Origin of the sequence: Bacillus spizizenii TU-B-10, assembly GCF_000227465.1 — a bacterium.
Classification (GTDB): Bacteria; Bacillota; Bacilli; order Bacillales; family Bacillaceae; genus Bacillus; species Bacillus spizizenii.
This window is the reverse complement of record NC_016047.1, coordinates 2402452-2426167: the sequence shown is the minus strand read 5'-3', so window position 1 is coordinate 2426167 and position 23716 is coordinate 2402452. Positions and strand designations below refer to the sequence as shown.

General features: G+C 44.7%; 29 protein-coding genes. 26 read left to right on the top strand and 3 right to left on the bottom strand.

Going from position 1 to position 23716, the window contains the following annotated elements; genetic code table 11:
• Window positions 1–119 precede the first annotated feature (119 nt).
• Complete coding sequence (locus GYO_RS33985; RefSeq protein ID WP_041521176.1) at window positions 120–344, top strand: YqkE family protein; 225 nt, start codon at window positions 120–122, stop codon at window positions 342–344.
• Window positions 345–375: 31 nt separating this feature from the next.
• On the opposite strand, the gene GYO_RS33980 is transcribed toward GYO_RS33985, so the two are convergent.
• Window positions 376–1296 carry an aldo/keto reductase gene (locus tag GYO_RS33980; protein ID WP_014114282.1) on the bottom strand — a complete coding sequence of 307 codons (921 nt, stop codon included), beginning with the start codon at window positions 1294–1296 and terminating at the stop codon, window positions 376–378.
• 63 nt (window positions 1297–1359) lie between these two features.
• Window positions 1360–1482: a Z-ring formation inhibitor MciZ gene (mciZ, locus tag GYO_RS33975; protein ID WP_014114281.1), complete on the bottom strand. Its 123-nt coding sequence runs from the start codon at window positions 1480–1482 to the stop codon at window positions 1360–1362.
• 73 nt (window positions 1483–1555) lie between these two features.
• Here mciZ and nudF point away from each other — a divergent pair, with 73 nt between their 5' ends.
• Together nudF and GYO_RS33965 are read left to right on the top strand one after the other, a co-directional pair.
• Window positions 1556–2113, top strand: a complete 558-nt coding sequence (gene nudF, locus GYO_RS33970; protein WP_014114280.1) for an ADP-ribose pyrophosphatase — start codon at window positions 1556–1558, stop codon at window positions 2111–2113.
• On the top strand, window positions 2110–3273 hold the full coding sequence (locus GYO_RS33965; protein WP_014114279.1) for a TIGR00375 family protein: 1164 nt from the start codon (window positions 2110–2112) through the stop codon (window positions 3271–3273). Before nudF ends, GYO_RS33965 begins: the two co-directional genes overlap by 4 nt.
• A gap of 8 nt (window positions 3274–3281) precedes the next feature.
• Here the strand turns inward: GYO_RS33965 and ansR are convergent, their stop codons facing one another.
• The gene (ansR, locus tag GYO_RS33960; RefSeq protein WP_014114278.1) at window positions 3282–3632 is read right to left on the bottom strand and encodes an HTH-type transcriptional regulator AnsR; all 351 of its coding nucleotides are present in this window, start codon (window positions 3630–3632) and stop codon (window positions 3282–3284) included.
• Between the two features lie 181 nt (window positions 3633–3813).
• Between ansR and ansA the strand changes: the two genes are divergently transcribed.
• The 23 genes from ansA (at window position 3814) to lysA (ending at window position 23691) form a co-directional block, all read left to right on the top strand.
• Complete coding sequence (gene ansA / locus GYO_RS33955) at window positions 3814–4803, top strand: asparaginase (protein ID WP_014114277.1); 990 nt, start codon at window positions 3814–3816, stop codon at window positions 4801–4803.
• A gap of 45 nt (window positions 4804–4848) precedes the next feature.
• Window positions 4849–6276 carry an aspartate ammonia-lyase gene (gene aspA, locus GYO_RS33950; protein WP_014114276.1) on the top strand — a complete coding sequence of 476 codons (1428 nt, stop codon included), beginning with the start codon at window positions 4849–4851 and terminating at the stop codon, window positions 6274–6276.
• 142 nt (window positions 6277–6418) lie between these two features.
• Window positions 6419–7825 (top strand): malate-H+/Na+-lactate antiporter MleN, encoded by a 1407-nt coding sequence (gene mleN / locus GYO_RS33945; protein ID WP_014114275.1) that lies wholly within the window; start codon window positions 6419–6421, stop codon window positions 7823–7825.
• 17 nt (window positions 7826–7842) lie between these two features.
• Window positions 7843–9162, top strand: coding sequence for a malic enzyme-like NAD(P)-binding protein (locus GYO_RS33940; protein ID WP_014114274.1), 1320 nt, complete (start codon window positions 7843–7845; stop codon window positions 9160–9162).
• A gap of 101 nt (window positions 9163–9263) precedes the next feature.
• Window positions 9264–9479, top strand: coding sequence for a ribosome rescue factor BrfA (brfA, locus tag GYO_RS33935; RefSeq protein ID WP_014114273.1), 216 nt, complete (start codon window positions 9264–9266; stop codon window positions 9477–9479).
• A gap of 101 nt (window positions 9480–9580) precedes the next feature.
• Window positions 9581–10225, top strand: a complete 645-nt coding sequence (gene spoIIM, locus GYO_RS33930; protein WP_014114272.1) for a stage II sporulation protein M — start codon at window positions 9581–9583, stop codon at window positions 10223–10225.
• Window positions 10226–10337: 112 nt separating this feature from the next.
• Window positions 10338–10787: a ferric iron uptake transcriptional regulator gene (gene fur / locus GYO_RS33925; protein WP_003223972.1), complete on the top strand. Its 450-nt coding sequence runs from the start codon at window positions 10338–10340 to the stop codon at window positions 10785–10787.
• 124 nt (window positions 10788–10911) lie between these two features.
• A complete protein-coding gene (locus tag GYO_RS33920) occupies window positions 10912–11139 on the top strand; it encodes a YqzK family protein (RefSeq protein WP_003223970.1) in 228 nt (75 codons plus the stop codon).
• A gap of 7 nt (window positions 11140–11146) precedes the next feature.
• The gene (gene xerD / locus GYO_RS33915; RefSeq protein WP_003236743.1) at window positions 11147–12037 is read left to right on the top strand and encodes a site-specific tyrosine recombinase XerD; all 891 of its coding nucleotides are present in this window, start codon (window positions 11147–11149) and stop codon (window positions 12035–12037) included.
• A gap of 162 nt (window positions 12038–12199) precedes the next feature.
• On the top strand, window positions 12200–13384 hold the full coding sequence (gene deoB / locus GYO_RS33910) for a phosphopentomutase (protein ID WP_014114271.1): 1185 nt from the start codon (window positions 12200–12202) through the stop codon (window positions 13382–13384).
• Between the two features lie 12 nt (window positions 13385–13396).
• Entirely contained in the window at window positions 13397–14212 is an 816-nt protein-coding gene (locus GYO_RS33905; protein WP_014114270.1) for a purine nucleoside phosphorylase I, inosine and guanosine-specific, read from the top strand.
• Between the two features lie 159 nt (window positions 14213–14371).
• Window positions 14372–15541 carry a D-alanyl-D-alanine carboxypeptidase DacF gene (gene dacF / locus GYO_RS33900; RefSeq protein ID WP_041520991.1) on the top strand — a complete coding sequence of 390 codons (1170 nt, stop codon included), beginning with the start codon at window positions 14372–14374 and terminating at the stop codon, window positions 15539–15541.
• 95 nt (window positions 15542–15636) lie between these two features.
• Window positions 15637–15990: an anti-sigma F factor antagonist gene (spoIIAA, locus tag GYO_RS33895; RefSeq protein ID WP_003223957.1), complete on the top strand. Its 354-nt coding sequence runs from the start codon at window positions 15637–15639 to the stop codon at window positions 15988–15990.
• A complete protein-coding gene (gene spoIIAB / locus GYO_RS33890) occupies window positions 15987–16427 on the top strand; it encodes an anti-sigma F factor (protein ID WP_003223955.1) in 441 nt (146 codons plus the stop codon). Before spoIIAA ends, spoIIAB begins: the two co-directional genes overlap by 4 nt.
• An 11-nt stretch (window positions 16428–16438) precedes the next feature.
• Complete coding sequence (sigF, locus tag GYO_RS33885; RefSeq protein ID WP_014114268.1) at window positions 16439–17206, top strand: RNA polymerase sporulation sigma factor SigF; 768 nt, start codon at window positions 16439–16441, stop codon at window positions 17204–17206.
• Window positions 17207–17332: 126 nt separating this feature from the next.
• Complete coding sequence (gene spoVAA / locus GYO_RS33880; RefSeq protein ID WP_003223950.1) at window positions 17333–17953, top strand: stage V sporulation protein SpoVAA; 621 nt, start codon at window positions 17333–17335, stop codon at window positions 17951–17953.
• Window positions 17943–18368: a stage V sporulation protein SpoVAB gene (gene spoVAB / locus GYO_RS33875; RefSeq protein WP_014114266.1), complete on the top strand. Its 426-nt coding sequence runs from the start codon at window positions 17943–17945 to the stop codon at window positions 18366–18368. The genes spoVAA and spoVAB overlap by 11 nt, the downstream gene beginning before the upstream one ends.
• A 12-nt stretch (window positions 18369–18380) precedes the next feature.
• Window positions 18381–18833, top strand: a complete 453-nt coding sequence (gene spoVAC / locus GYO_RS33870; RefSeq protein ID WP_014114265.1) for a stage V sporulation protein AC — start codon at window positions 18381–18383, stop codon at window positions 18831–18833.
• Between the two features lie 12 nt (window positions 18834–18845).
• A complete protein-coding gene (gene spoVAD, locus GYO_RS33865; protein ID WP_014114264.1) occupies window positions 18846–19862 on the top strand; it encodes a stage V sporulation protein AD in 1017 nt (338 codons plus the stop codon).
• 1 nt (window position 19863) lies between these two features.
• On the top strand, window positions 19864–20214 hold the full coding sequence (gene spoVAE, locus GYO_RS33860; protein ID WP_003236718.1) for a stage V sporulation protein AE: 351 nt from the start codon (window positions 19864–19866) through the stop codon (window positions 20212–20214).
• 7 nt (window positions 20215–20221) lie between these two features.
• The gene (gene spoVAEA, locus GYO_RS33855; protein WP_041520990.1) at window positions 20222–20839 is read left to right on the top strand and encodes a stage V sporulation protein SpoVABEA; all 618 of its coding nucleotides are present in this window, start codon (window positions 20222–20224) and stop codon (window positions 20837–20839) included.
• The gene (locus tag GYO_RS33850) at window positions 20784–22265 is read left to right on the top strand and encodes a spore germination protein (protein WP_041520989.1); all 1482 of its coding nucleotides are present in this window, start codon (window positions 20784–20786) and stop codon (window positions 22263–22265) included. The genes spoVAEA and GYO_RS33850 overlap by 56 nt, the downstream gene beginning before the upstream one ends.
• Before the next feature lie 106 nt (window positions 22266–22371).
• A complete protein-coding gene (lysA, locus tag GYO_RS33845; RefSeq protein ID WP_014114263.1) occupies window positions 22372–23691 on the top strand; it encodes a diaminopimelate decarboxylase in 1320 nt (439 codons plus the stop codon).
• The last annotated feature ends 25 nt before the right edge of the window (window positions 23692–23716 follow it).

Sequence of the window (23716 nt, the reverse complement as noted above, 5' to 3'; positions counted from 1 at the left end):
AATCATTATACCTAAACAGTGCTGTGCTGATCAAAAAAGGTTTCAGAAGAGAGTCCGCTTGTTCGGTCTATATGCTCCGTGATAAACTGGCCTCAAAACAAAACATGGGGGAAGCGTACATGAAAAAACAAACATCCACTGACAAACATCAGTTAAAAGACGACCTTCAATCCGACATCAAAGCAAAGCTTATGGAGATGAAGAGCCAATTGAAGGAAGAGGATGAAAAGAGGCAAGAAAGAGAAAAAGCAGAACAGATCAGAAAGAAAAAAGAGATAGAAAAAAACAAAAGCTTTGAAGAGCTCCTTAATGAAAGCCAAATAGATTGGCATCAATATAAATAAACCAGCACCCATACAGGTGCTGGTTTTTCTGTTATGAGCGGTGTGCTTCGTAAACGTCTTGTTTCGTATGAGATTGGAGCGCTTTGATTTCTTCTTCGCTTAAACGCCGTGCGTTTGCAGCCTGAACGTTTTCCCGTAACTGCTCAATCTTACTGGCGCCTGTAATGACTGAGGTGACAGCCGGTTGTGCTAACAGATATTGCAGCGACTTTTCTGTCATGGACAGATCGGGCGCGACATTCTCGATCGCTTTGCGGGCATTTGTCAATTCCTCAAACGAATAGGATAAGTACCCGTTTTGTTTGATGCTGTCCGCCACTTGTTTAAGCGGTTTTTCAGTTAAGAGCCCTTTGGCAACCGGACCTCTGGCGACTACGCTGATTTGATGTTCCTCTAAAAACGGAAGCCATTCCTCGGGGCGTCTGTCAAACAGGCTGAACTGCATCATAATACTGACGATGTTTGATTTTTTCACATATTCTTTTATCACATTTGGGCGGATGGAAGAAATACCGTAGTAACGGATCACACCTTCTTGTTTTAATTCCTCAAACGCTTCGATCGTTTCATCAATGTTGTCCTCTATCGTGCCGCCGTGAAGCTGATAAAGGTCGATATAATCCGTTTTCAGCCGTGCAAGACTCTTTTTTACGGCTTCTTTTATGTAAGCTTTTGAAGGGTCCCAATACCAGCCTTCGCTTTCGTCATTCCAGCGGTTTCCCGCTTTCGTTGCCAAAATAATATCTTGGCGTCTGTTTTGGATCGCATCACCGACGATTTCTTCGTTGCGTCCGCGGTCATACAAATCCGCTGTGTCCAAATAGTTGATGCCAAGCTCGATCGCTTCATCCAGGATGGACAAGGCTTTGTTTTTTTCAGTTCCAAGAGACATACAGCCGAGTCCGACTTCGCTTATTTCTAAATCAGATGTACCCAGTTTGCGTTTTCTCATGTGCACACTCCTTTTTTTAGGCTTTGTATTGACCGTAATATAAAGGAGCTAAAGTTTCAACTTTTACGGCTTAGAGACCCAATCCTTCACATATTGGAATGTGCGTCCGTACTCCTTTAACTTCGCCCGAATCTCCCATGCTTTTCCGACTAAGACAACACCTTTTGGCATGCGGTGCACTTTCACGAAGAAGCCCCCTATTTTCTAGTATGATAAAATGTATGGGGCATCATATAGAGACAGAACGGGAGATGAAGAAATGAAATCATTAGAAGAAAAAACAATTGCCAAAGAACAGATCTTTTCAGGTAAAGTCATTGATCTTTATGTAGAGGACGTTGAGCTGCCAAACGGGAAAACGAGTAAACGTGAAATTGTGAAACACCCTGGAGCTGTAGCCATATTAGCTGTCACAGATGAAGGGAAAATCATCATGGTGAAACAATTCCGCAAGCCGCTTGAGCGGATGATCGTTGAAATTCCTGCCGGAAAGCTTGAAAAAGGGGAGGAGCCGGAGTACACGGCACTTCGGGAGCTTGAAGAGGAAACGGGGTATACAGCGAAAAAACTGACAAAAATCACTGCGTTTTATACATCGCCCGGCTTTGCTGATGAAATAGTCCACGTGTTTCTTGCTGAAGAGCTTTCTGTACTCGAAGAAAAACGGGAGCTTGATGAGGACGAGTTTGTTGAAGTGATGGAGGTGACGCTTGAAGATGCGCTGAAGCTGGTTGAGTCGCGTGAAGTATATGATGCTAAAACAGCCTATGCGATTCAGTATCTTCAGCTGAAAGAAGCGCTTCAAGCACAAAAATGAAAAAGATTTACGCGGATTTGCACATTCATATCGGCCGGACCTTTACAGGAAGGGCTGTCAAAATAACAGGCGCCAAAACGCTAACGCTAGACCGAATTTTGGTTGAAGCCAGTGAACATAAAGGAATTGAACTTCTTGGTATTATCGACTGTCATTCTCCGGAAGTCATCCTAGAGCTTGAGGAAGGCATTTCATCTGGAAGATATCACGAGCTTGACGGCGGGGGGATTCGTTATCGCAGCACGACTCTTTTATTAGGAAGCGAACTGGAGATTTATGATGAAGCCTGCAGCGGGCCGATCCATGTGCTCGTCTTTATGCCGACGCTGGCTGATATGAAGCTGTTTTCAAACTGGCTGTCAGCACGGCTGAAAAATATTCACTTAAGCTCACAACGGATTTATGAAACGGGCTTGAAGCTGCAAAAAAAAGTGAAGGAAATGGGCGGGCTGTTTATCCCCGCCCATATCTTTACACCGCATAAAAGCTTATATGGAAAAGGGGTTAAATCAAGTTTAACCGAGGTTTTTGATCCCTCTATGATAGATGCGGTGGAGCTCGGATTAAGCTGTGATACAGACATGGCTTCACACGTATCTGAGTTGAATCAGTATACTTTTTTAACAAATTCTGATGCACATTCGTTAGCCAAAATCGGCAGAGAATATAATGAACTATATGTACAGTCAGCTGATTTTACTGAATTTGCTCTTGCATTAAGGGGGCAGGGTGAAAGGACAATTACCGCAAATTACGGCTTGGACCCGCTATTGGGGAAATATTATCAGACGGCTTGCGAAGCGTGCGGAGAACCTGCTGTGAGCGGGGAAACGGCGTGCGCGAATTGCGGAAATGCCAGATTTACTAAGGGAGTCAGCGAAAGATTGCGTGAATTGAGTGATCAGACTGAAGTTCGCGTCTCGCGTCCGCGATATGTTCATCAGATCCCGCTGCAATTTGTTCCGGGTGTCGGTCCGAAAACGCTGGACAAACTAAAAAAAGCCTTCGGAACAGAAATGGCTGTTCTTCATGAGGCTGCAGAAGAAGATTTGGCTCGCGTTGTCCCGCCGAAAACCGCGGCTCTTATTGTAAAAGCGAGATCCGGAAAGCTGGAGTTGAAAGCCGGAGGAGGAGGAACCTACGGGAAAGTTAAACGGTGAGTTAAAGATTAACTAAGTTCCTCCTGTACTTTTCTTTTTGTCCGGATAAAGGTGATCAGCTGGATGATTTCGTCTTCACTTAGCGGCTTGCCATCAACAGAAATGTTAAAGTCAAGGCTGCTCCACGTGGTCAATTCAATGGTCTGAGGAGCAGTCTGCTTTTGTTTCTCGCGGCCCAAAAGTTCATCGCAGGTTGTGTCAAAGAGGTCAGCCAGCATGGCAAGTGCCTCAAGCGAAGGCCGGCGGTAGCCTGACTCGTAGCCGGCATATGTGCTTTTTGCGATACCCAGAAGGTCAGCTGTATATTGAAGCGACCAATTTTTCTTTTTTCTCAATTCAGTTAAACGATCTAGATTCATGAACTTCCGCTCCTTTTTCACCTTGAGCTGATTATATCATATAGGTATTAGGAAGTGTACGCGAATTGAATAATAATGTCTTGCGTATTTTATTTTCCGTGTCTATAATTGCATTAAAAGTATGCGAAAAGCGAATGCCTTCTCGCAACCCATCTTTAGATACAGTGAAGAGGTGCATGGTATGAAAAAATTATTGATGTTGACAACTGGGGGAACGATTGCTTCAGTTGAAGGGGAAAATGGGCTGGCTCCCGGAGTCAAGGCTGATGAATTATTAAGTTACGTATCAAAACTTGATAACGATTACACGATGGAAACTCAGTCACTTATGAATATAGACAGCACCAATATGCAGCCTGAATACTGGGTGGAAATAGCAGAAGCCGTTAAGGAAAATTATGATGCCTATGACGGATTTGTTATTACACACGGTACAGATACAATGGCCTATACATCTGCCGCACTCTCATATATGCTGCAGCATGCCAAAAAGCCGATTGTCATCACCGGCTCGCAGATTCCGATCACATTCCAAAAAACTGATGCCAAAAAAAATATTACAGACGCGATTCGCTTTGCCTGTGAAGGCGTGGGCGGCGTTTATGTTGTGTTTGACGGCAGAGTCATCCAAGGAACGCGTGCGATCAAATTAAGAACGAAAAGCTACGACGCATTTGAAAGCATCAATTACCCATATATCGCTTTTATCAATGAAGACGGGATCGAATACAACAAACAAGTAACGGAACCTGAGAACGACACCTTCACAGTTGATACTTCACTATGCACTGATGTATGTCTGCTGAAGCTGCATCCAGGCTTAAAGCCTGAAATGTTTGATGCCCTGAAAAGCATGTACAGAGGAATTGTCATTGAGAGTTATGGCAGCGGGGGCGTGCCATTTGAAGGCAGAGACATTTTGTCAAAAGTGAATGAACTGATCGAAAGCGGCATTGTCGTCGTGATCACAACTCAATGTCTGGAAGAAGGCGAAGACATGAGCATTTACGAGGTCGGCCGCAGAGTCAACCAAGACTTAATTATCCGATCCAGAAATATGAACACAGAAGCAATCGTGCCAAAATTGATGTGGGCACTCGGCCAGTCTTCGGATCTTCCAGTCGTCAAGAAAATTATGGAAACACCGATTGCTGATGACGTTGTCCTGTAAAATCACAGAAACTATGACCAACAAAGAGAAAGTGGGTTAAAGATTATGTTAAACGGCCAAAAAGAATACCGCGTGGAAAAAGACTTCCTTGGAGAAAAACAAATTGAAGCTGATGTTTATTACGGAATCCAGACGCTCCGTGCTTCTGAAAACTTCCCGATTACGGGATACAAGATCCATGAAGAAATGATTAACGCGCTGGCGATTGTAAAAAAAGCTGCGGCTCTTGCCAACATGGACGTGAAACGGCTGTATGAAGGAATTGGCCAAGCTATCGTACAAGCAGCTGACGAGATTCTGGAAGGCAAATGGCACGATCAGTTTATCGTCGATCCGATTCAGGGCGGTGCCGGAACTTCTATGAACATGAATGCGAATGAGGTTATCGGAAACCGGGCGCTTGAAATCATGGGACACAAAAAGGGAGACTATATCCATTTAAGCCCAAACACACATGTGAATATGTCACAGTCTACAAACGATGTATTCCCGACCGCTATTCATATTTCTACATTGAAGCTGTTGGAAAAACTGCTGAAAACAATGGAAGATATGCATAGTGTGTTCAAACAAAAAGCACAGGAATTTGATTCTGTTATTAAAATGGGCCGGACACACCTTCAAGACGCTGTTCCGATTCGTCTTGGCCAGGAATTCGAAGCGTACAGCCGTGTTCTGGAGCGTGATATCAAACGGATCAAGCAATCACGCCAGCACCTGTATGAAGTCAACATGGGCGCAACTGCTGTAGGTACAGGCCTGAACGCCGATCCTGAATATATCAAACAGGTTGTAAAGCACCTTGCTGATATCAGCGGTCTTCCCCTTGTCGGAGCTGATCATCTCGTTGATGCGACACAAAATACAGATGCCTATACAGAGGTATCGGCTTCATTAAAGGTCTGCATGATGAACATGTCTAAGATCGCAAACGACCTTCGCTTGATGGCATCAGGCCCGCGCGCCGGACTTGCGGAAATTTCTCTGCCAGCACGCCAGCCGGGATCATCCATTATGCCGGGGAAAGTCAATCCGGTTATGGCCGAGCTAATCAACCAAATTGCATTCCAGGTCATTGGAAACGATAATACAATCTGCCTTGCTTCAGAAGCCGGCCAGCTTGAATTGAACGTTATGGAGCCAGTGCTTGTCTTTAACTTGCTTCAATCCATCAGCATCATGAACAACGGCTTCCGTTCGTTCACTGACTATTGCTTAAAAGGCATCGAAGCCAACGAAAAACGCTTGAAACAATACGTGGAAAAAAGCGCAGGAGTGATCACTGCAGTCAATCCGCACCTTGGGTATGAAGCGGCAGCCCGAATTGCCCGGGAAGCAATAATGACAGGCCAATCAGTCCGTGATCTATGCCTGCAGCATGATGTGCTGACAGAAGAAGAGTTAGATCTTATTTTAAACCCATATGAGATGACAAAACCAGGTATTGCAGGGAAAGAACTATTAGAAAAATAAAATTTAAACAAAATACAGCTTATTCATCTCCGTATAGCCCGGATGAATAAGCTGTTTACAACATAGGGATGAGGAAGTATAGTATACGTGTTGCACTATTTATTGAAAGCGTTTTAGCTTTTTACATGAAGGGGGACTTCTTTTGAAGGATGTAAGACTGCCAACACTATTCGAAATTATTATTGTCCTAGGATCATTTTTAGCACTTGTCATGTCGTTTACAGTCTTTTTAGACTTGCCGATACAGCTCGCGCTCTTCATTTCCTGGTTTATCGCAATGATTCTCGGAATCAGACTCGGTTATTCTTATAAAGATATGCAAAATGCCATCCTGAATGGAATATCAAACGGTCTTGAAGCCGTTCTGATTCTTGTTTCAGTAGGAGCACTTATTGGAACATGGATCGCCGGAGGGATTGTACCGACTCTGATTTACTATGGTTTAGAATTTATTCACCCTAGCATCTTTTTACTTGCAACGTTAATTATTTGTTCAATTATGTCTGTAGCAACAGGAACGTCATGGGGAACAGTCGGAACTGCCGGCATTGCCATGATCGCAATTGGAGAGGGATTAGGCCTTCCGCTTCCTCTTGTAGCTGGAGCTATTCTATCAGGCGCTTATTTCGGGGACAAGCTGTCTCCTCTGTCTGACAGCACAGTTCTGGCTTCTTCACTATCTAAAGTGGATGTCTTAGATCATGTCAGAGCAATGCTCTTTTTATCTGTGCCAGCATATGTGATTACAGCAATTTTATTTACAATTACCGGCTTTATGTACGGCGGGAAAAATATTGATCTTGATAAAGTTGACTTCTTGAAATCATCTCTGCAAAATACGTTTGACATTCATATTTGGATGCTGATCCCAGCTGTTGTCGTGATTATCTTATTGGCGATGAAAAAGCCGTCAATGCCGGTTATCGTAATTGGCGCTTTGCTTGGCGCTGTCTGGGCTGTTGTTTTCCAAGGCATGAATCCAGCGGATGCGATTGCAACTGCCTACAACGGATTCTCGATTAAAACAGATGTTGAATTCTTGAACGGCCTGTTAAATCGTGGAGGCATCGTTGGAATGCTCGGTTCCCTTGTCGTCATTATCTTTGGTCTCGGATTTGGCGGACTGCTTGAAAAGCTTGGCGTCTTAAAAGTGATCGTCTCTATGTTTGAAAAGAAATTAACATCACCGGGCAACGTCACTTTATCTACGCTGATTGTAGCGTTTTTAGCGAACATCTTCGGCTGTGCGATGTATGTTTCTCTTATTTTGACACCGAAGATTATGGAAAACAGCTATGATCGATTAAATCTCGACAGAAGAGTGCTATCTCGTAATTCAGAGGTCGGAGGAACATTAACTTCAGGTATGGTACCTTGGTCTGATAACGGTATTTACATGGCGGGGATACTAGGAGTTTCTACCTTCTCTTATCTGCCGTTTATGTGGCTCAGTTTTGTTGCAATAGGTCTTGCTATTATCTATGGTTATACAGGAAAATTTATATGGTATACGAAAAACAATACAGTTAAAGCCGAAAAACTAGGCTAATAGGGGAGGATCACTGAATGATAGCGAAACACATGATTCGGACACTGATGATCGAAACGCCTTCGGTTCCCGGAAATCTTGGAAGGGTAGCTACGGCAATCGGCCTTCTGGGCGGGGATATTGGTGAAGTGGAGACGGTAAAAGTCGGACCCAATTACACAATGCGGAATATTACCGTTCAAGTGGAGAATGAAGAACAGCTTCAGGAAGTGATCGCGGCTGTACAGGCCTTGGGAGAAGGGATCAGGCTTCACACCGTATCTGATGAAGTCCTGTCCGCACATGAAGGCGGAAAAATCCAAATGAAAAGCAAAATGCCGATCCGCTCACTGGCAGAGCTCGGACGTGTCTATACACCAGGTGTGGCAGACGTGTGCAGGCTGATCGAAAAAGAACCTGAAAAAGCGTCTATTTATACAACGATCAGCAATTCTGTGGCGATTGTAACGGATGGAACGGCAATTCTCGGTCTTGGGAATATTGGCTCTGTGGCAGGCATGCCTGTCATGGAAGGAAAGGCTGCTCTGTTTGATCAGCTGGCGGGTATTAGCGGTATTCCGATATTGCTGGATACGAGTGATCCTGAAGAAATCATCAAAACGGTAAAGCATATTTCTCCGGGTTTTAACGGCATCCTGCTTGAAGATATCGGCTCGCCGCATTGCTTCGAAATCGAGGACCGCCTAAAAGAGGAGCTGAACATCCCTGTTATGCATGATGATCAGCACGGTACAGCTGTTGTCACGCTGGCAGCTGCCATCTCGGCATGCAGGAGTGCGGGTGTTGACCTGAAAGAAGCGAAAGTGGGACAAATCGGCCTGGGCGCAGCAGGCGTTGCCATCTGCCGGATGTTTATGGCCTACGGCGTGAAAGCAGTGTACGGAACAGACAAATCAGAGGCAGCAATGAACCGTCTCGAACAATACGGCGGACAGGCAGTTGCCAGCATTGAGAAGCTCATGGAAACATGTGACATTGTCATTGCCACAACGGGCGTTCCGGGATTAATTAAACCAGCATTTGTGCGTTCTGGCCAGGTGATTTTGGCTTTATCGAATCCGAAGCCGGAAATTGAGCCGGAGGCTGCGCTGCAGGCTGGCGCCGCATATGCAGCTGACGGGCGTTCTGTTAATAATGTACTCGGTTTCCCGGGGATTTTCAGAGGAGCGCTCAACGCAAAAAGCAAGGAGATTAATCATGATATGCTTGTCGCAGCAGCAGAGGCCATCGCAGCCTGCACAAAACAAGGCGATGTAGTCCCTCAGCCGCTTGATTCAAAAGTCCATCATGAGGTAGCGGCTGCGGTTGAGCACGCCGCTCTTACAGCAGTAAAATAAATGAAGGAAAACAGCACCTGGCATAAACAGGTGCTGTTTTTTCTCATCATATGATGATCTTTGCTATAATTGTTGTGAAAATAAATAAGGGAGTGATCAGAATGGCAAAAAGCCGAGCGAAAAAGAAGCGGGAGCATCTGCTTAGAAATGGCGGACGTGACGTCATATTATCAAGAGGCAGTACACCATCGTTCAGCACACATGAAAGAATGGCAAAAAGCAAAAAAGAGATTTTGAATAAACGGAAGCATATGAATCCTTATGATCATACGGCAGTTGATGATAAGGATTTTTTTGTGCTCCAAAAAGCCGCCTAGCATTCTTCTCTATCGTTTCTTTTTTGAAAAAGGGCATGTTTTTCCGTTTCTTTCATACAATCTATTAAATCAAATCACTAGAGCAGGCGGGAGGAAACGGTATGCGAAAAATCTCTTATAAGGACATGTTTCTCCGACATGTCAAAGATCATCTCTCTCTTTATATATTTGTCTCAGTCCTGTTTTTCATGGGTGTCATCTTTGGCGCGATTATTGTCAACAGCATGACCATCAGCCAGAAAGAAGATTTATACTACTATTTAAGCCAATTTTTCGGACAGCTTTCGGATGGAAAACAGGCAAGTTCATCTGATATGTTTGGGCAAAGTATCTTTCATAATGCAAAGTATTTAGGGTTGATGTGGATATTGGGAATTTCCGTTATTGGGATGCCGATTATTTTTATCATGATCTTTCTAAAAGGCATCGTCGTCGGCTTTACTGTCGGGTTCCTTGTCAATCAGATGGGAGTCAGCGGTTTTTTCTTATCCTTTGTCTCCGTTTTGCCCCAAAATGTGCTGCTGATTCCGGCTTATCTCATTATGGGCACGTGTGCGATTGCGTTTTCTTTAAAGTTAATCAGGCAGCTGTTCGTGAAACGAAGCCTTCATGACGCGCCGATTCAGTGGTTCGGGCGGTATGCCTTTGTGCTTCTGGTCATTCTGTTTTTAGCGCTGATCTCATCACTCTTTGAAGCATATTTATCTCCAGTTTTAATGGAAAAGCTTACATCGAGACTTTTTTAAAATGATTATTAAGAGAAAATCGTTTTATTTATCAGTTTATAATAATTATAGTTGGAACTCTGCGCGTATTTTGTTATAATGAGTCATGGAATGCGGCGTAGGAGGGAAAGACATGGAAAACCGTATTGATCGAATTAAGAAACAACTGCACTCATCCAGCTACAAACTTACGCCTCAGCGTGAAGCGACAGTAAGAGTGCTGCTTGAAAACGAAGAAGACCATTTAAGCGCAGAAGATGTATACCTCCTCGTAAAAGAGAAATCTCCTGAGATCGGTCTCGCAACAGTATACCGTACGCTTGAATTATTAACTGAATTAAAAGTCGTTGATAAAATTAACTTTGGAGACGGCGTGTCCCGTTACGACCTTCGGAAAGAGGGCGCAGCTCACTTTCATCACCACTTGGTGTGCATGGAGTGCGGAGCCGTTGATGAAATTGAAGAAGATTTGCTTGAAGACGTGGAAGAAATCATTGAACGTGATTGGAAATTTAAGATTAAAGATCATAGATTGACGTTTCACGGCATATGCCACCGCTGTAACGGAAAAGAAACTGAATAAACGGTGCCGAGCGCGAACCTTTTCTCATGGGGAAAGGGTTTTTTGCTGTTTCTATGTATAAAACCTTTCTGATTTGGCATATGGTTTAAATAACTGGAACCATAGGGAAAGGATCGATTAGGACATGGGAAGATTCCTAAAAACAGCTCTCGATGCATTGAAAGTTTTCATCCTGTTTACCGGTTTTACCGCTCTGTTCTATTATGCTATGATATGGGTGAATCAAGAGTATGAAAACTATCATCGGTACGATAAACCGGAAGGCTCCGCTGTAAAAGTTGTTGAAATGGATCAGGATGAAAAAGGCGGATGGTTCGACCGGTTGATCTTTTTTTACCAAAACGGGGAGTAGATCAAGAGTGAAAGATCAAATAAAGGATTTCATCCACTACGTCATGGTAGAGAGAGGGCTTTCCCAAAACACGGTGGTATCCTATGAACGTGACTTGAAAAGCTATTCTCTCTATTTAACAGAAACCCTTCATGTTACAGATTGGAATCACGTAACCCGCATACATATTATCCAATATTTAAAGCACTTGAAGGACTCGGGGAAATCCGGCAAGACATCGGCGCGGCATTTGGCATCGATTCGCTCTTTTCACCAATTTCTGCTCAGGGAAAAGGTGACGGACAAGGATCCTTCCGTTCATATCGAAACACAAAAGACCGAACGGGCGCTTCCGAAGGTGCTCGCGCTCAATGAGGTCGAGCGATTATTGGACACGCCTAAGCTGACAAGCCCTTTCGGCTATCGGGATAAAGCGATGCTAGAGCTGCTTTATGCGACAGGCATACGAGTCAGTGAGATGATTGAATTGAAAACGGCAGATGTTCATTTATCCATGGGTTTTGTCCGCTGCTTCGGGAAAGGAAGAAAAGAACGGATTGTGCCAATCGGAGAAGCCGCCGCTTCCGCTATTGAGGAATATATGACAAAAGCCAGGGGAAAACTGTTAAAGAACAATGTGTCTGACGCTCTCTTTTTAAATCATCACGGCAAACAGATCAGCCGCCAGGGATTTTGGAAAAACCTGAAGAAAATCGCGCTGGAAGCTGGGATCAAAAAAGAGCTGACCCCGCATACCCTCAGGCATTCCTTTGCGACCCATCTGCTTGAGAACGGTGCTGATCTTAGAGCGGTGCAGGAAATGCTCGGCCATGCGGATATATCCACGACGCAAATTTATACGCATGTGACGAAAACAAGGCTGAAGGATGTGTACAAGCAATTTCATCCGCGCGCCTAGCCGCAGGTGGCTGCGGCTTTTTTGTTTAGGGCGACAGAAAATATTGAAGTTTCTCATTATTTCCGAATGCATTGTCAACGGGAATGAAAACGGTTTATACTTGAGTTGTCTGACCTCTTAGCGATACAATAGACGTATAGAAAAAAAGGAGGCTTTCAGGAGATGCCTGCATACAAATATAATCGTGTGTTTTTAATTGTGATGGACTCAGTCGGAATCGGCGAAGCGCCGGATGCCGCTGACTTTAATGACGAAGGCGCCAATACGCTCGGGCATATTGCCGAGCATATGAATGGATTACATATGCCGAATATGGCAAAACTCGGCCTTGGTCTCATCGGAGATATCAAAGGTGTAGAAAAAACAGAATATCCGCTTGCGTATTTTGGAAAAATGCAAGAAGCGTCTAACGGTAAAGATACCATGACTGGCCATTGGGAGATCATGGGCTTGTATATTGATAAACCGTTTAAAGTGTTCCCGGAAGGCTTTCCTGATGAACTGCTTCAGGAGCTGGAAAAGAGATCTGGACGCAAAATTATCGGAAATAAGCCGGCTTCCGGCACAGCGATTTTGGATGAACTTGGCCAGGAGCACATGGAGACAGGAGCTTTAATTGTATACACATCTGCTGACTCTGTTCTGCAAATTGCCGCTCACGAAGAGGTTGTGCCGCTTGAAGAGCTGTACCGCATTTGTGAAACGGCGAGAGAGCTGACGCTTGATCCGAAATATATGGTAGGCCGCATTATCGCACGGCCGTTCGTCGGAGAGCCGGGACAATTTAAACGGACACCAAACCGTCATGACTATGCGCTTAAGCCGTTTGACCGCACTGTCATGAATGAATTGAAAGACAGCGGCTTAGATGTGATCTCAATCGGAAAAATCTCTGATATTTATGACGGAGAAGGCATTACATCTTCACGGAGAACAGTTTCCAATATGGACGGAATGGACAAGGTGATCGATACGCTGGGAGAAGACTTTACTGGTCTGAGCTTTGCGAACCTTGTTGATTTTGACGCTTTATTCGGACATCGCCGTGACCCAGAGGGCTACGGACGTGCGCTTGAAGAATTTGATGCACGTCTTCCGGAAGTGTTTGAGAAAATGAAAGAAGACGATCTGTTAATCATTACAGCTGACCACGGCAATGATCCGATTCATCACGGGACAGACCATACACGCGAGTACGTGCCGATTCTTGCTTACAGCAAAAAACATAAGAAAGCGCAAATGCTGCCGCTTGCAGATACATTTGCTGATATCGGCGCAACGATCGCTGATAATTTCCAAACGAATAAACCGAAATACGGGAAAAGCTTTTTATCTTTATTACAATAGGGGGACTGTTTCTTGAAAGACAGAATCGAACGCGCAGCCGCTTTTATTAAGAAAAACCTGCCGGAATCTCCGAAGATCGGCCTTATTTTAGGCTCAGGTCTTGGTATTTTGGCGGATGAAATCGAAAATCCGGTCAAGCTGAAATATGAAGACATACCTGAATTCCCGGTATCCACTGTTGAGGGACATGCTGGCCAGCTTGTGCTTGGCACCCTTGAAGGAGTTTCCGTCATAGCTATGCAGGGCCGTTTTCATTTTTATGAAGGCTATTCGATGGAGAAAGTCACTTTCCCTGTACGCGTGATGAAAGCGCTCGGCGTGGAAGCATTGATCGTGACAAATGCCGCTGGCGGTGTCAATACTGAATTCCGTGCGGGAGACTTAATGATCATTACTGACCATATCAACTTTATGGGAACAAACCCGCTGATCGGGCCAAATGAAGCCGATTTCGGCGCCAGATTTCCAGATATGTCTTCAGCCTATGACAAAGACCTTTCTAGCTTGGCTGAAAAAATTGCGAAAGACCTTAACATTCCAATTCAAAAAGGCGTTTATACCGCTGTGACAGGACCATCTTACGAAACACCGGCAGAAGTCCGTTTCTTAAGAACAATGGGTTCTGACGCAGTCGGCATGTCTACTGTTCCGGAAGTCATTGTGGCGAATCATGCAGGAATGCGTGTCCTTGGCATTTCCTGCATCTCTAATGCGGCAGCCGGAATTCTGGATCAGCCTTTAAGTCACGATGAAGTAATGGAAGTGACGGAAAAAGTAAAAGCAGGATTCTTGCAGCTTGTAAAAGCAGTCGTCGCTCAGTACGAATAAAAATTGAGTGATAGCAAGATCAAAAGACAGCTGTGTCTGATATGACGCAGCTGTCTTTTTTTATGCCCAAAAAAGATACGAAACATTTTCCATCAGTGGCGTATAAAACCATCCGGCTTGGAAAAAATAAAAAGGATTATGAAATGGAGGGCTTTTGAGATGAAACGTCTTTTATCCACTTTGTTGATTGGTATAATGCTACTTACATTTGCACCGTCTGCATTTGCAAAACAAGACGGAAAAGGCACATCGGAGCTTGCTCATGAAGCGAAGTCTGCGGTGCTGATAGAACGTGACACGGGAAAAGTGCTTTACAACAAGAACAGTAATGAGAGACTGGCGCCTGCAAGCATGACGAAAATTATGACGATGCTTTTAATTATGGAAGCTTTAGATGAAGGCAAAATCAAAATGAGTGATAAGGTCCGTACGAGCGAGCACGCGGCTTCAATGGGAGGCTCGCAGATTTTCCTTGAACCCGGTGAGGAAATGACTGTCAAAGAAATGCTGAAAGGCATCGCAATCGCATCGGGAAATGACGCTTCCGTTGCGATGGCTGAATTCATTTCCGGCTCTGAAGAAGAATTTGTGAAGAAAATGAATAAAAAAGCAAAAGAGCTGGGCTTGAAAAATACATCCTTCAAAAACCCGACCGGACTGACCGAGGAAGGACACTACAGCTCTGCGTATGACATGGCAATCATGGCTAAGGAATTATTGAAATACGAATCAATAACGAAGTTTACCGGCACGTATGAAGACTATTTGCGCGAAAATACAGATAAAAAGTTTTGGCTTGTCAATACGAATCGGCTTATCAAATTTTATCCTGGCGTAGACGGTGTAAAAACAGGCTATACAGGAGAGGCCAAATATTGTCTGACAGCTTCAGCTAAAAAAGGAAACATGCGGGCCATTGCGGTTGTGTTCGGAGCGAGCACACCTAAAGATAGAAACGCGCAAGTGACAAAGATGCTTGATTTCGCTTTTAGTCAATATGAAACACATCCTTTATATAAACGAAATGAAATAGTAGCAAAAGTAAAGGTCAAAAAAGGCAAACAAAAATTTATCGAACTCACTACTTCTGAGCCGATTTCAATATTGACGAAAAAAGGCGAGGATATGAAAAATGTGAAAAAAGAAATCAAATTGAATGACAATGTAAGTGCACCTGTTCAAAAAGGCCAAGAGCTTGGGACGCTCGTTCTGAAAAAGGATGGAGAAGTGCTCGCTGAAAGTCCTGTTGCTGCTAAAGAAGATATGAAGAAAGCCGGGTTCATAACATTCTTGAAGCGGACGATGGGAGACTGGACAAAATTTAAATAATTATGCCGAATGATCACTAGTTTTGTCACGGTGAAGGAATTCATTCCGTCGAAATCGAAACACTCATTATCCGATCATATCAAGGAGGAATGAGCATGAGCCTTGGAATTGACATGCATGTCAAAGAATCTGTGCTTTGTATTCGATTAACAGGCGAACTCGATCACCACACGGCTGAAACCCTGAAACAAAAAGTGACTCAATCATTGGAGAAGGATGATATTCGCCATATCGTGCTGAACCTGGAGGACCTTTCCTTTATGGACAGCTCGGGGCTTGGCGTCATTTTAGGAAGATACAAGCAAATTAAGCAAATTGGCGGGGAAATGGTCGTTTGCGCTATCTCTCCTGCGGTGAAGCGGCTGTTTGATATGTCGGGTCTGTTTAAAATTATCCGTTTTGAACAATCTGAGCAGCAGGCGCTGCTGACGCTGGGGGTGGCATCATGAAAAACGAAATGCATCTTGAATTTTCTGCCCTCAGCCAGAATGAATCGTTCGCCCGTGTCACAGTTGCTTCGTTTATTGCCCAGCTTGACCCGACAATGGACGAACTGACTGAAATCAAAACAGTCGTGTCAGAGGCAGTGACGAATGCTATTATCCATGGATATGAAGAGAACTGTGACGGAAAAGTTTACATTTCAGTGACGCTGGAAGATCATGTCGTATATATGACCATTCGTGATGAAGGCAGGGGCATTACAGATCTTGAAGAAGCCCGCCAGCCTTTATTCACGACTAAGCCTGAGCTTGAGCGTTCTGGAATGGGCTTTACTATTATGGAAAATTTCATGGATGATGTCAGTATCGATTCATCACCTGAGATGGGCACAACGATTCGCTTAACAAAGCACTTATCAAAAAGCAAAGCGCTTTGTAATTAAGGAGATTTGTTATGGATGTGGAGGTTAAGAAAAACGGCAAAAACGCTCAGCTGAAGGATCATGAAGTAAAGGAATTAATCAAACAAAGCCAAGATGGCGACCAGCAGGCAAGAGACCTCCTCATAGAAAAAAACATGCGTCTTGTTTGGTCTGTCGTACAGCGGTTTTTAAACAGAGGATACGAGCCTGACGATCTCTTTCAGATCGGCTGCATCGGGCTGTTAAAATCTGTGGACAAATTTGATTTAACCTATGATGTGCGTTTTTCAACGTATGCAGTGCCAATGATTATCGGTGAAATCCAGCGTTTTATTCGTGATGACGGAACCGTAAAGGTGTCAAGGTCATTAAAAGAGCTCGGAAACAAAATCCGGCGCGCGAAGGATGAGCTTTCAAAAACACTAGGCAGAGTGCCGACGGTGCAGGAGATCGCCGACCATTTGGAAATTGAAGCAGAAGATGTCGTACTCGCCCAAGAGGCGGTAAGGGCTCCGTCTTCGATTCACGAAACCGTTTATGAGAATGACGGAGATCCGATTACCCTGCTTGATCAAATCGCTGACAACTCAGAAGAAAAATGGTTTGAGAAGATTGCGCTGAAAGAAGCGATCAGCGATTTGGAGGAAAGGGAAAAACTAATCGTCTATCTCAGATATTATAAAGACCAGACGCAGTCCGAGGTGGCTGAGCGGCTTGGGATCTCTCAAGTTCAGGTTTCCAGGCTTGAAAAGAAAATATTAAAACAGATCAAGGTTCAAATGGATCATACGGATAGCTAGTCTGCAATGCAGGCTAGCTTTTTTGTGTGCAAAAGCATGGTAATTTATGGTCTTTTCGAGCAGATGAATGAGAACAAAATCGAACCACATACTACATATATAACCACCGAAAGATGGTGATCAATGATGGAACGACGTATATTTATCCGACTTCGCCACAGGGTGCTGGCCCATCCGGGAGATATCATCACGGTTGGAGATGCCGCGCAAATTGAAGGACAGCTTCAGCTGAAAAAAAAACTGTCGGCTATGCCGCTTTATCAGGTGAGCGAAAAAGATAAAAATATTGTAATTCTGGATATCATACAAGTCCTCAAAGCCATTCATTTACAAGATCCGACACTTGATGTTCAAACGGTAGGAGGAGCAGAAACCATTGTTGAAATTCAGTATCGGAAACGGCAGTTATCAACGGTTCTGTTTATCGGTGTCTGGCTGCTTCTGTTTATCGGATCGTGTCTTGCCATTATGAACTTTCATGAGGATGTAAGCATGAGAGATGTTCATATCGCACTATATGAAATCATAACCGGAGAGAGAAATGACTATCCATATTTGCTTCAAATCCCATACAGCATCGGTTTGGGACTGGGGATGATTGTGTTTTTTAACCATATATTTAAAAAGCGCCTTAATGAAGAGCCTAGCCCGCTGGAGGTTGAGATGTTTAACTACCAGCTTGATCTCGACCAATATGTGGCCATGCATGAGAATCAAGAAACAATAAAGGACTTGCATGATCGTTAGTGTATTATTCATTATTTTTGTCGGGCTCGGCGGAGGCATCACGGTAGGGGCTGGCTTCGTTGCTTTTTTAACCGTAATGGGAATCATTCCGCGGCTGATGCAGCTCACCAAAACGATGAGATTTGTTCAAGCTTATGAAGCGGCTGTTATTCTTGGCGCGGTATGCGGGGGATGGGAGACGCTTCATATGAACCATCTTTTTTTAACAAAATGGATTGCCGTGCCGGTCGGGCTGCTGGCAGGTTTGTTTGTCGGGATGCTTGCAGCTGCCCTTACAGAGGTTTTAAATGTCTTGCCGATTTTAGCAAAACGAATCGGACTCAGAAGTAAAATCATTATTCTCTTAATGGCCATCGTGATCGGGAAAATCGCGGGATCTTTATTTCACTGGCTGTATTTTATTGATCATTCATAAGGAGGTTTCAAGATGACAAACATAAAAGAAAACTACAAATCAAAAGTGAAAACATATCAGCCTAAGCCGCCTTACGTCTGGAACTGTGTAAAAGCCTTTCTGGTAGGCGGTCTGATCTGTGCGATCGGGCAAGGTCTGCAGAATTTTTATATCCATTTTTTTGATTTCAATGAAAAAACAGCGGGAAATCCAACGGCGGCAACACTGATATTAATTTCAGCCCTGCTTACCGGGTTCGGTATCTATGACAGAATCGGACAGTTTGCAGGCGCCGGTTCAGCTGTACCGGTCACAGGTTTTGCCAACAGTATGGCAAGCGCGGCTCTTGAATATAAAAGCGAAGGGTTTGTGCTCGGAGTAGCGACAAATATGTTTAAACTGGCGGGAAATGTCATCGTTTTTGGTGTTGTGGCTGCTTACATCGTCGGAATGATTCGGTTTGCTTTTGAGAAACTGATGTCATAGGAGGAGAAGAAAATGAAATTAACAGGAAAGCAAACCTGGGTATTTGAACATCCCTTATTTGTCAACTCGGCGGGAACGGCAGCCGGACCAAAGGAAAAAGACGGGCCGCTCGGCTCTTTATATGATAAAACCTATGACGAGATGCACTGTAATCAAAAAAGCTGGGAAATGGCTGAACGCCAGTTAATGGAAGATGCTATTACTTCAGCGCTTCAAAAAAATAATCTGACAAAAGATGATATTGATCTATTGCTGGCAGGCGACTTGCTGAATCAAAACGTGACGGCCAACTATGTGGCAAGACACTTGAACATTCCGTTTCTTTGTATGTTTGGCGCCTGTTCAACATCAATGGAAACAGTGGCTGTCGCATCAGCCCTAGTTGACGGCGGGTTTGCGAAGAGGGCGCTCGCTGCCACCAGCAGTCATAATGCCACAGCGGAAAGACAGTTTCGCTATCCCACAGAATACGGAGGCCAAAAACCGGACACTGCCACCTCTACTGTCACCGGAAGCGGAGCAGTTGTCATCAGCCAGACACCGGGTGATATCCAAATCACAAGCGCGACTGTCGGAAAGGTTTCTGACTTAGGAATTACAGATCCGTTTGATATGGGATCGGCCATGGCTCCGGCTGCAGCTGATACGATTAAGCAGCACTTTAAAGACCTCAACCGGACAGCGGATGACTATGATCTGATCCTGACAGGTGACCTATCCGGCGTCGGATCTCCCATCGTAAAAGACATCTTAAAAGAAGATGGCTATCCGGTCGGCACAAAGCATGATGATTGCGGACTTCTGGTTTATACGCCGGATCAGCAGGTCTTTGCCGGAGGGAGCGGCTGCGCATGTTCAGCGGTCGTTACTTACTCTCACATTTTTAAGCAGCTGAGAGAAGGAAAATTAAACCGTGTATTTGTCGTGGCGACCGGGGCGCTGTTAAGCCCGACAATGGTCCAGCAAAAAGAAACCATCCCGACCATCGCCCACGGGGTTGTATTTGAGCGTGCAGGAGGTGCATCTTAACATGGACTACCTTTTGGCTTTTGTATGCGGCGGGGCCATTTGTATTGTTGGCCAGCTGCTGTTAGACGTATTTAAATTGACGCCAGCCCACGTCATGACGTCCTTTGTCGTTATAGGGGCGATTTTAGATGGTTTCGGCATTTACGATAAATTTATTGAATTTGCCGGAGGGGGCGCCACTGTTCCGATCGTCAGCTTTGGCCACAGTCTTCTGCATGGTGCCATGCATCAGGCGCATATACACGGATTTATCGGGATCGGCATGGGGATTTTTGAGCTGACATCTGCCGGTATCTCAGCCGCCATTCTCTTCGCCTTTCTCGTAGCTGTTATTTTCAAACCGAAAGGATAATGTCAACATGACGACAAAGCGAAAGGTCATACTGGTAACAGACGGGGACGTGTATGCCGCTAAAACAATTGAATACGCCGCAAGCCAAGTGGGAGGCCGATGTATTTCACAATCAAAAGGCAACCCTTCCATCCGCAGCGGCGCGGAGCTTGTCAAGCTGATCACCTCTGCACCGTATGATCCTGTCTTTGTCATGTTTGACGACTCAGGCCTTCAAGGTGAGGGTCCGGGAGAAGCCGCTCTTACCTATGTCGCCACCCATCCGTCAATTGAAGTGCTCGGTGTGATTGCGGTCGCGTCAAAAACACATCAGGCTGAATGGACCAGAGTTGATGTAAGCATTGACCGCAATGGAGAAATAACAGAATACGGCGTGGATAAAGTCGGAGAAAGGGAATTTGATGAACACAGAATGAGCGGAGATACTGTCTATTGCCTTGATAAACTTGATCTCCCGCTTATTGTCGGTATCGGGGATATCGGCAAAATGGGCAGAAAAGACGATATCTCAAAAGGGTCGCCAATCACCATGAAAGCGGTCGAGTTTATTTTAGAAAGGAGCGGGTATCATGCCGGACCAAAAGGAAGAGAAAATCCGGGTTTATCGAGATCCAGCCAAAAATGAAGCGTATTTTAAAAATCGGGTCGGAATGGGAATTAGCTATGATGTGGGGGTTCGCAAGCTTAATATCTTAGACAAGGAAATACAGCTTTACTATCTGAATGGATTATCCGACACCGCTTATATCATTCATTTAATGAGAGAACTTGTTTTCATTAACAATCGGGATGAGGATCCAGATAATCTGGTTGATATTGTCGAAAACAGGCTTCTTAATGCCCAGGTTGAAAAAGTAAAAACGCTGGATGAAACAACTGACCAAGTGCTGTCCGGATTAGTTGCAGTCATTGTTGAAGGCGCAGGCTTCGCATTTATTATTGATGTCAGAAGCTATCCGGGCAGAAATCCGGAAGAGCCTGATACAGAAAAGGTGGTCAGGGGAGCCAGAGACGGATTTGTTGAGAACATCGTTGTCAATACGGCGCTTCTCAGACGGCGGATCAGAGACGAACGTCTTCGCATCAAGATGACAAAGGTTGGCGAGCGATCAAAAACGGACCTGAGTATTTGTTATATAGAAGATATTGCAGATCCGGATCTGGTTGACATCGTGGAAAAAGAAATTGCTGCCATTGATGTTGACGGATTAACAATGGCAGACAAAACAGTAGAGGAATTTATCATTAAACAAAGCTACAACCCGTACCCGCTCGTCCGCTATACAGAAAGGCCGGATGTGGCGGCTAATCATGTACTTGAAGGCCATGTCATCATTATGGTTGATACATCACCGAGTGTGATTATCACCCCGACGACTTTGTTCCACCATGTTCAGCATGCTGAAGAATACAGGCAGGCGCCTGCAGTCGGCACTTTTTTAAGATGGGTAAGATTCTTCGGTATCATTGCATCCACTATATTTCTTCCGATTTGGTTTCTCTTTGTCCTGCAGCCGGACCTGCTTCCTGAGAATATGGAATTTATTGGTTTGAATAAGAATACGCATATTCCGATCATCCTGCAGATATTCTTAGCTGATTTAGGGGTCGAGTTTCTCAGAATGGCTGCCATTCATACCCCGACAGCTTTATCCACGGCGATGGGTATCATTGCCGCTGTGCTGATCGGACAAATTGCCATTGAGGTCGGCCTGTTTTCGCCAGAGGTTATTCTTTACGTTTCACTTGCAGCAATTGGAACCTTTGCCACGCCTAGTTATGAATTAAGTTTGGCAAACAAAATGGGCCGTCTCACTCTCATGATACTCGTTGCTATATTTCATGTAAAAGGGCTCGTTATCGGATTTACAGTGTTAATTATTGCCATGGCCAGCATCAAATCTCTCCAGACACCGTACTTGTGGCCGCTGATTCCCTTTAACGGCAAGGCGCTGTGGCAGGTGCTGATCCGTACAGCGAAACCTGGTGCAAAAGTAAGACCAAGTATCGTTCACCCAAGAAATCGCTTAAGACAGCCTACCAATTCATAATCGCATTGAAACTGCCTGAAGAGTATGATAATGTATGTCTTAATTATGAAGGGACAGTCCATAAAACTGTCCTTTTCACCCATAAGCGGAGAAAGAGGGAATGACATTGTTCTTACATGGCACAAGCAGACAAAATCAACATGGGCATTTAGAAATCGGAGGTGTGGACGCTCTCTATTTAGCAGAAAAATATGGCACACCTCTTTACGTATATGATGTGGCTTTAATACGTGAGCGTGCTAAAAGCTTTAAGCAGGCATTTATTACTGCAGGGCTGAAAGCACAGGTGGCATATGCGAGCAAAGCGTTCTCATCAGTTGCAATGATTCAGCTCGCTGAGGAAGAGGGACTTTCTTTAGATGTTGTGTCCGGGGGAGAGCTTTATACAGCTGTTGCGGCGGGCTTTCCGGCAGAACGCATTCACTTTCATGGGAATAACAAGAGCAGAGAAGAACTGCGGATGGCACTTGAGCATCGCATCGGCTGCATTGTGGTGGATAATTTCTATGAAATTTCGCTTTTGGAAGACCTATGTGAAGAAACGGGACATTCCATCGATGTTCTTCTTCGGATCACACCCGGAGTAGAAGCGCATACGCATGACTACATTACAACTGGTCAGGAAGATTCAAAGTTCGGTTTCGACCTTCATAACGGACAAACTGAACGGGCGATTGAGCAAGTATTGCAATCAGAACACATTCAGCTGCTCGGTGTCCATTGCCATATCGGTTCGCAAATTTTTGATACGGCCGGTTTTGTGTTAGCCGCGGAAAAAATCTTCAAAAAACTGGACGAGTGGAGAGAATCATATACGTTTGTATCCAAGGTATTGAATCTTGGAGGAGGTTTTGGCATCCGTTATACGGAAGACGATGAACCGCTCCACGCAACTGAATACGTTGAAAAAATTATCGAAGCTGTGAAAGAAAATGCTGCCCGTTATGGTTTTAACATTCCGGAAATTTGGATCGAACCGGGACGCTCTCTCGTGGGTGACGCGGGCACAACCCTTTATACGGTTGGTTCTCAAAAAGAAGTGCCGGGCGTCCGCCAGTATGTAGCTGTAGACGGAGGCATGAACGACAATATTCGTCCTGCACTTTATCAGGCTAAGTATGAAGCTGCGACAGCCAACCGTATCGGAGAAGCGCATGACAAAACGGTTTCGATTGCCGGAAAGTGCTGTGAAAGCGGCGATATGCTGATTTGGGATATTGACCTGCCAGAAGTAAAAGAAGGCGATCTTCTTGCTGTTTTTTGTACAGGCGCTTACGGATACAGCATGGCCAACAATTACAATCGAATTCCGAGACCTGCCGTTGTATTTGTAGAAAATGGCGAGGATCACTTAGTCGTGAAGCGAGAAACATACGAGGATATTGTGAAACTTGACCTGCCCTTTAAAACGAGTGTAAAGCAATAAAAAAGCGCCGATTTCTCGGCGCTTT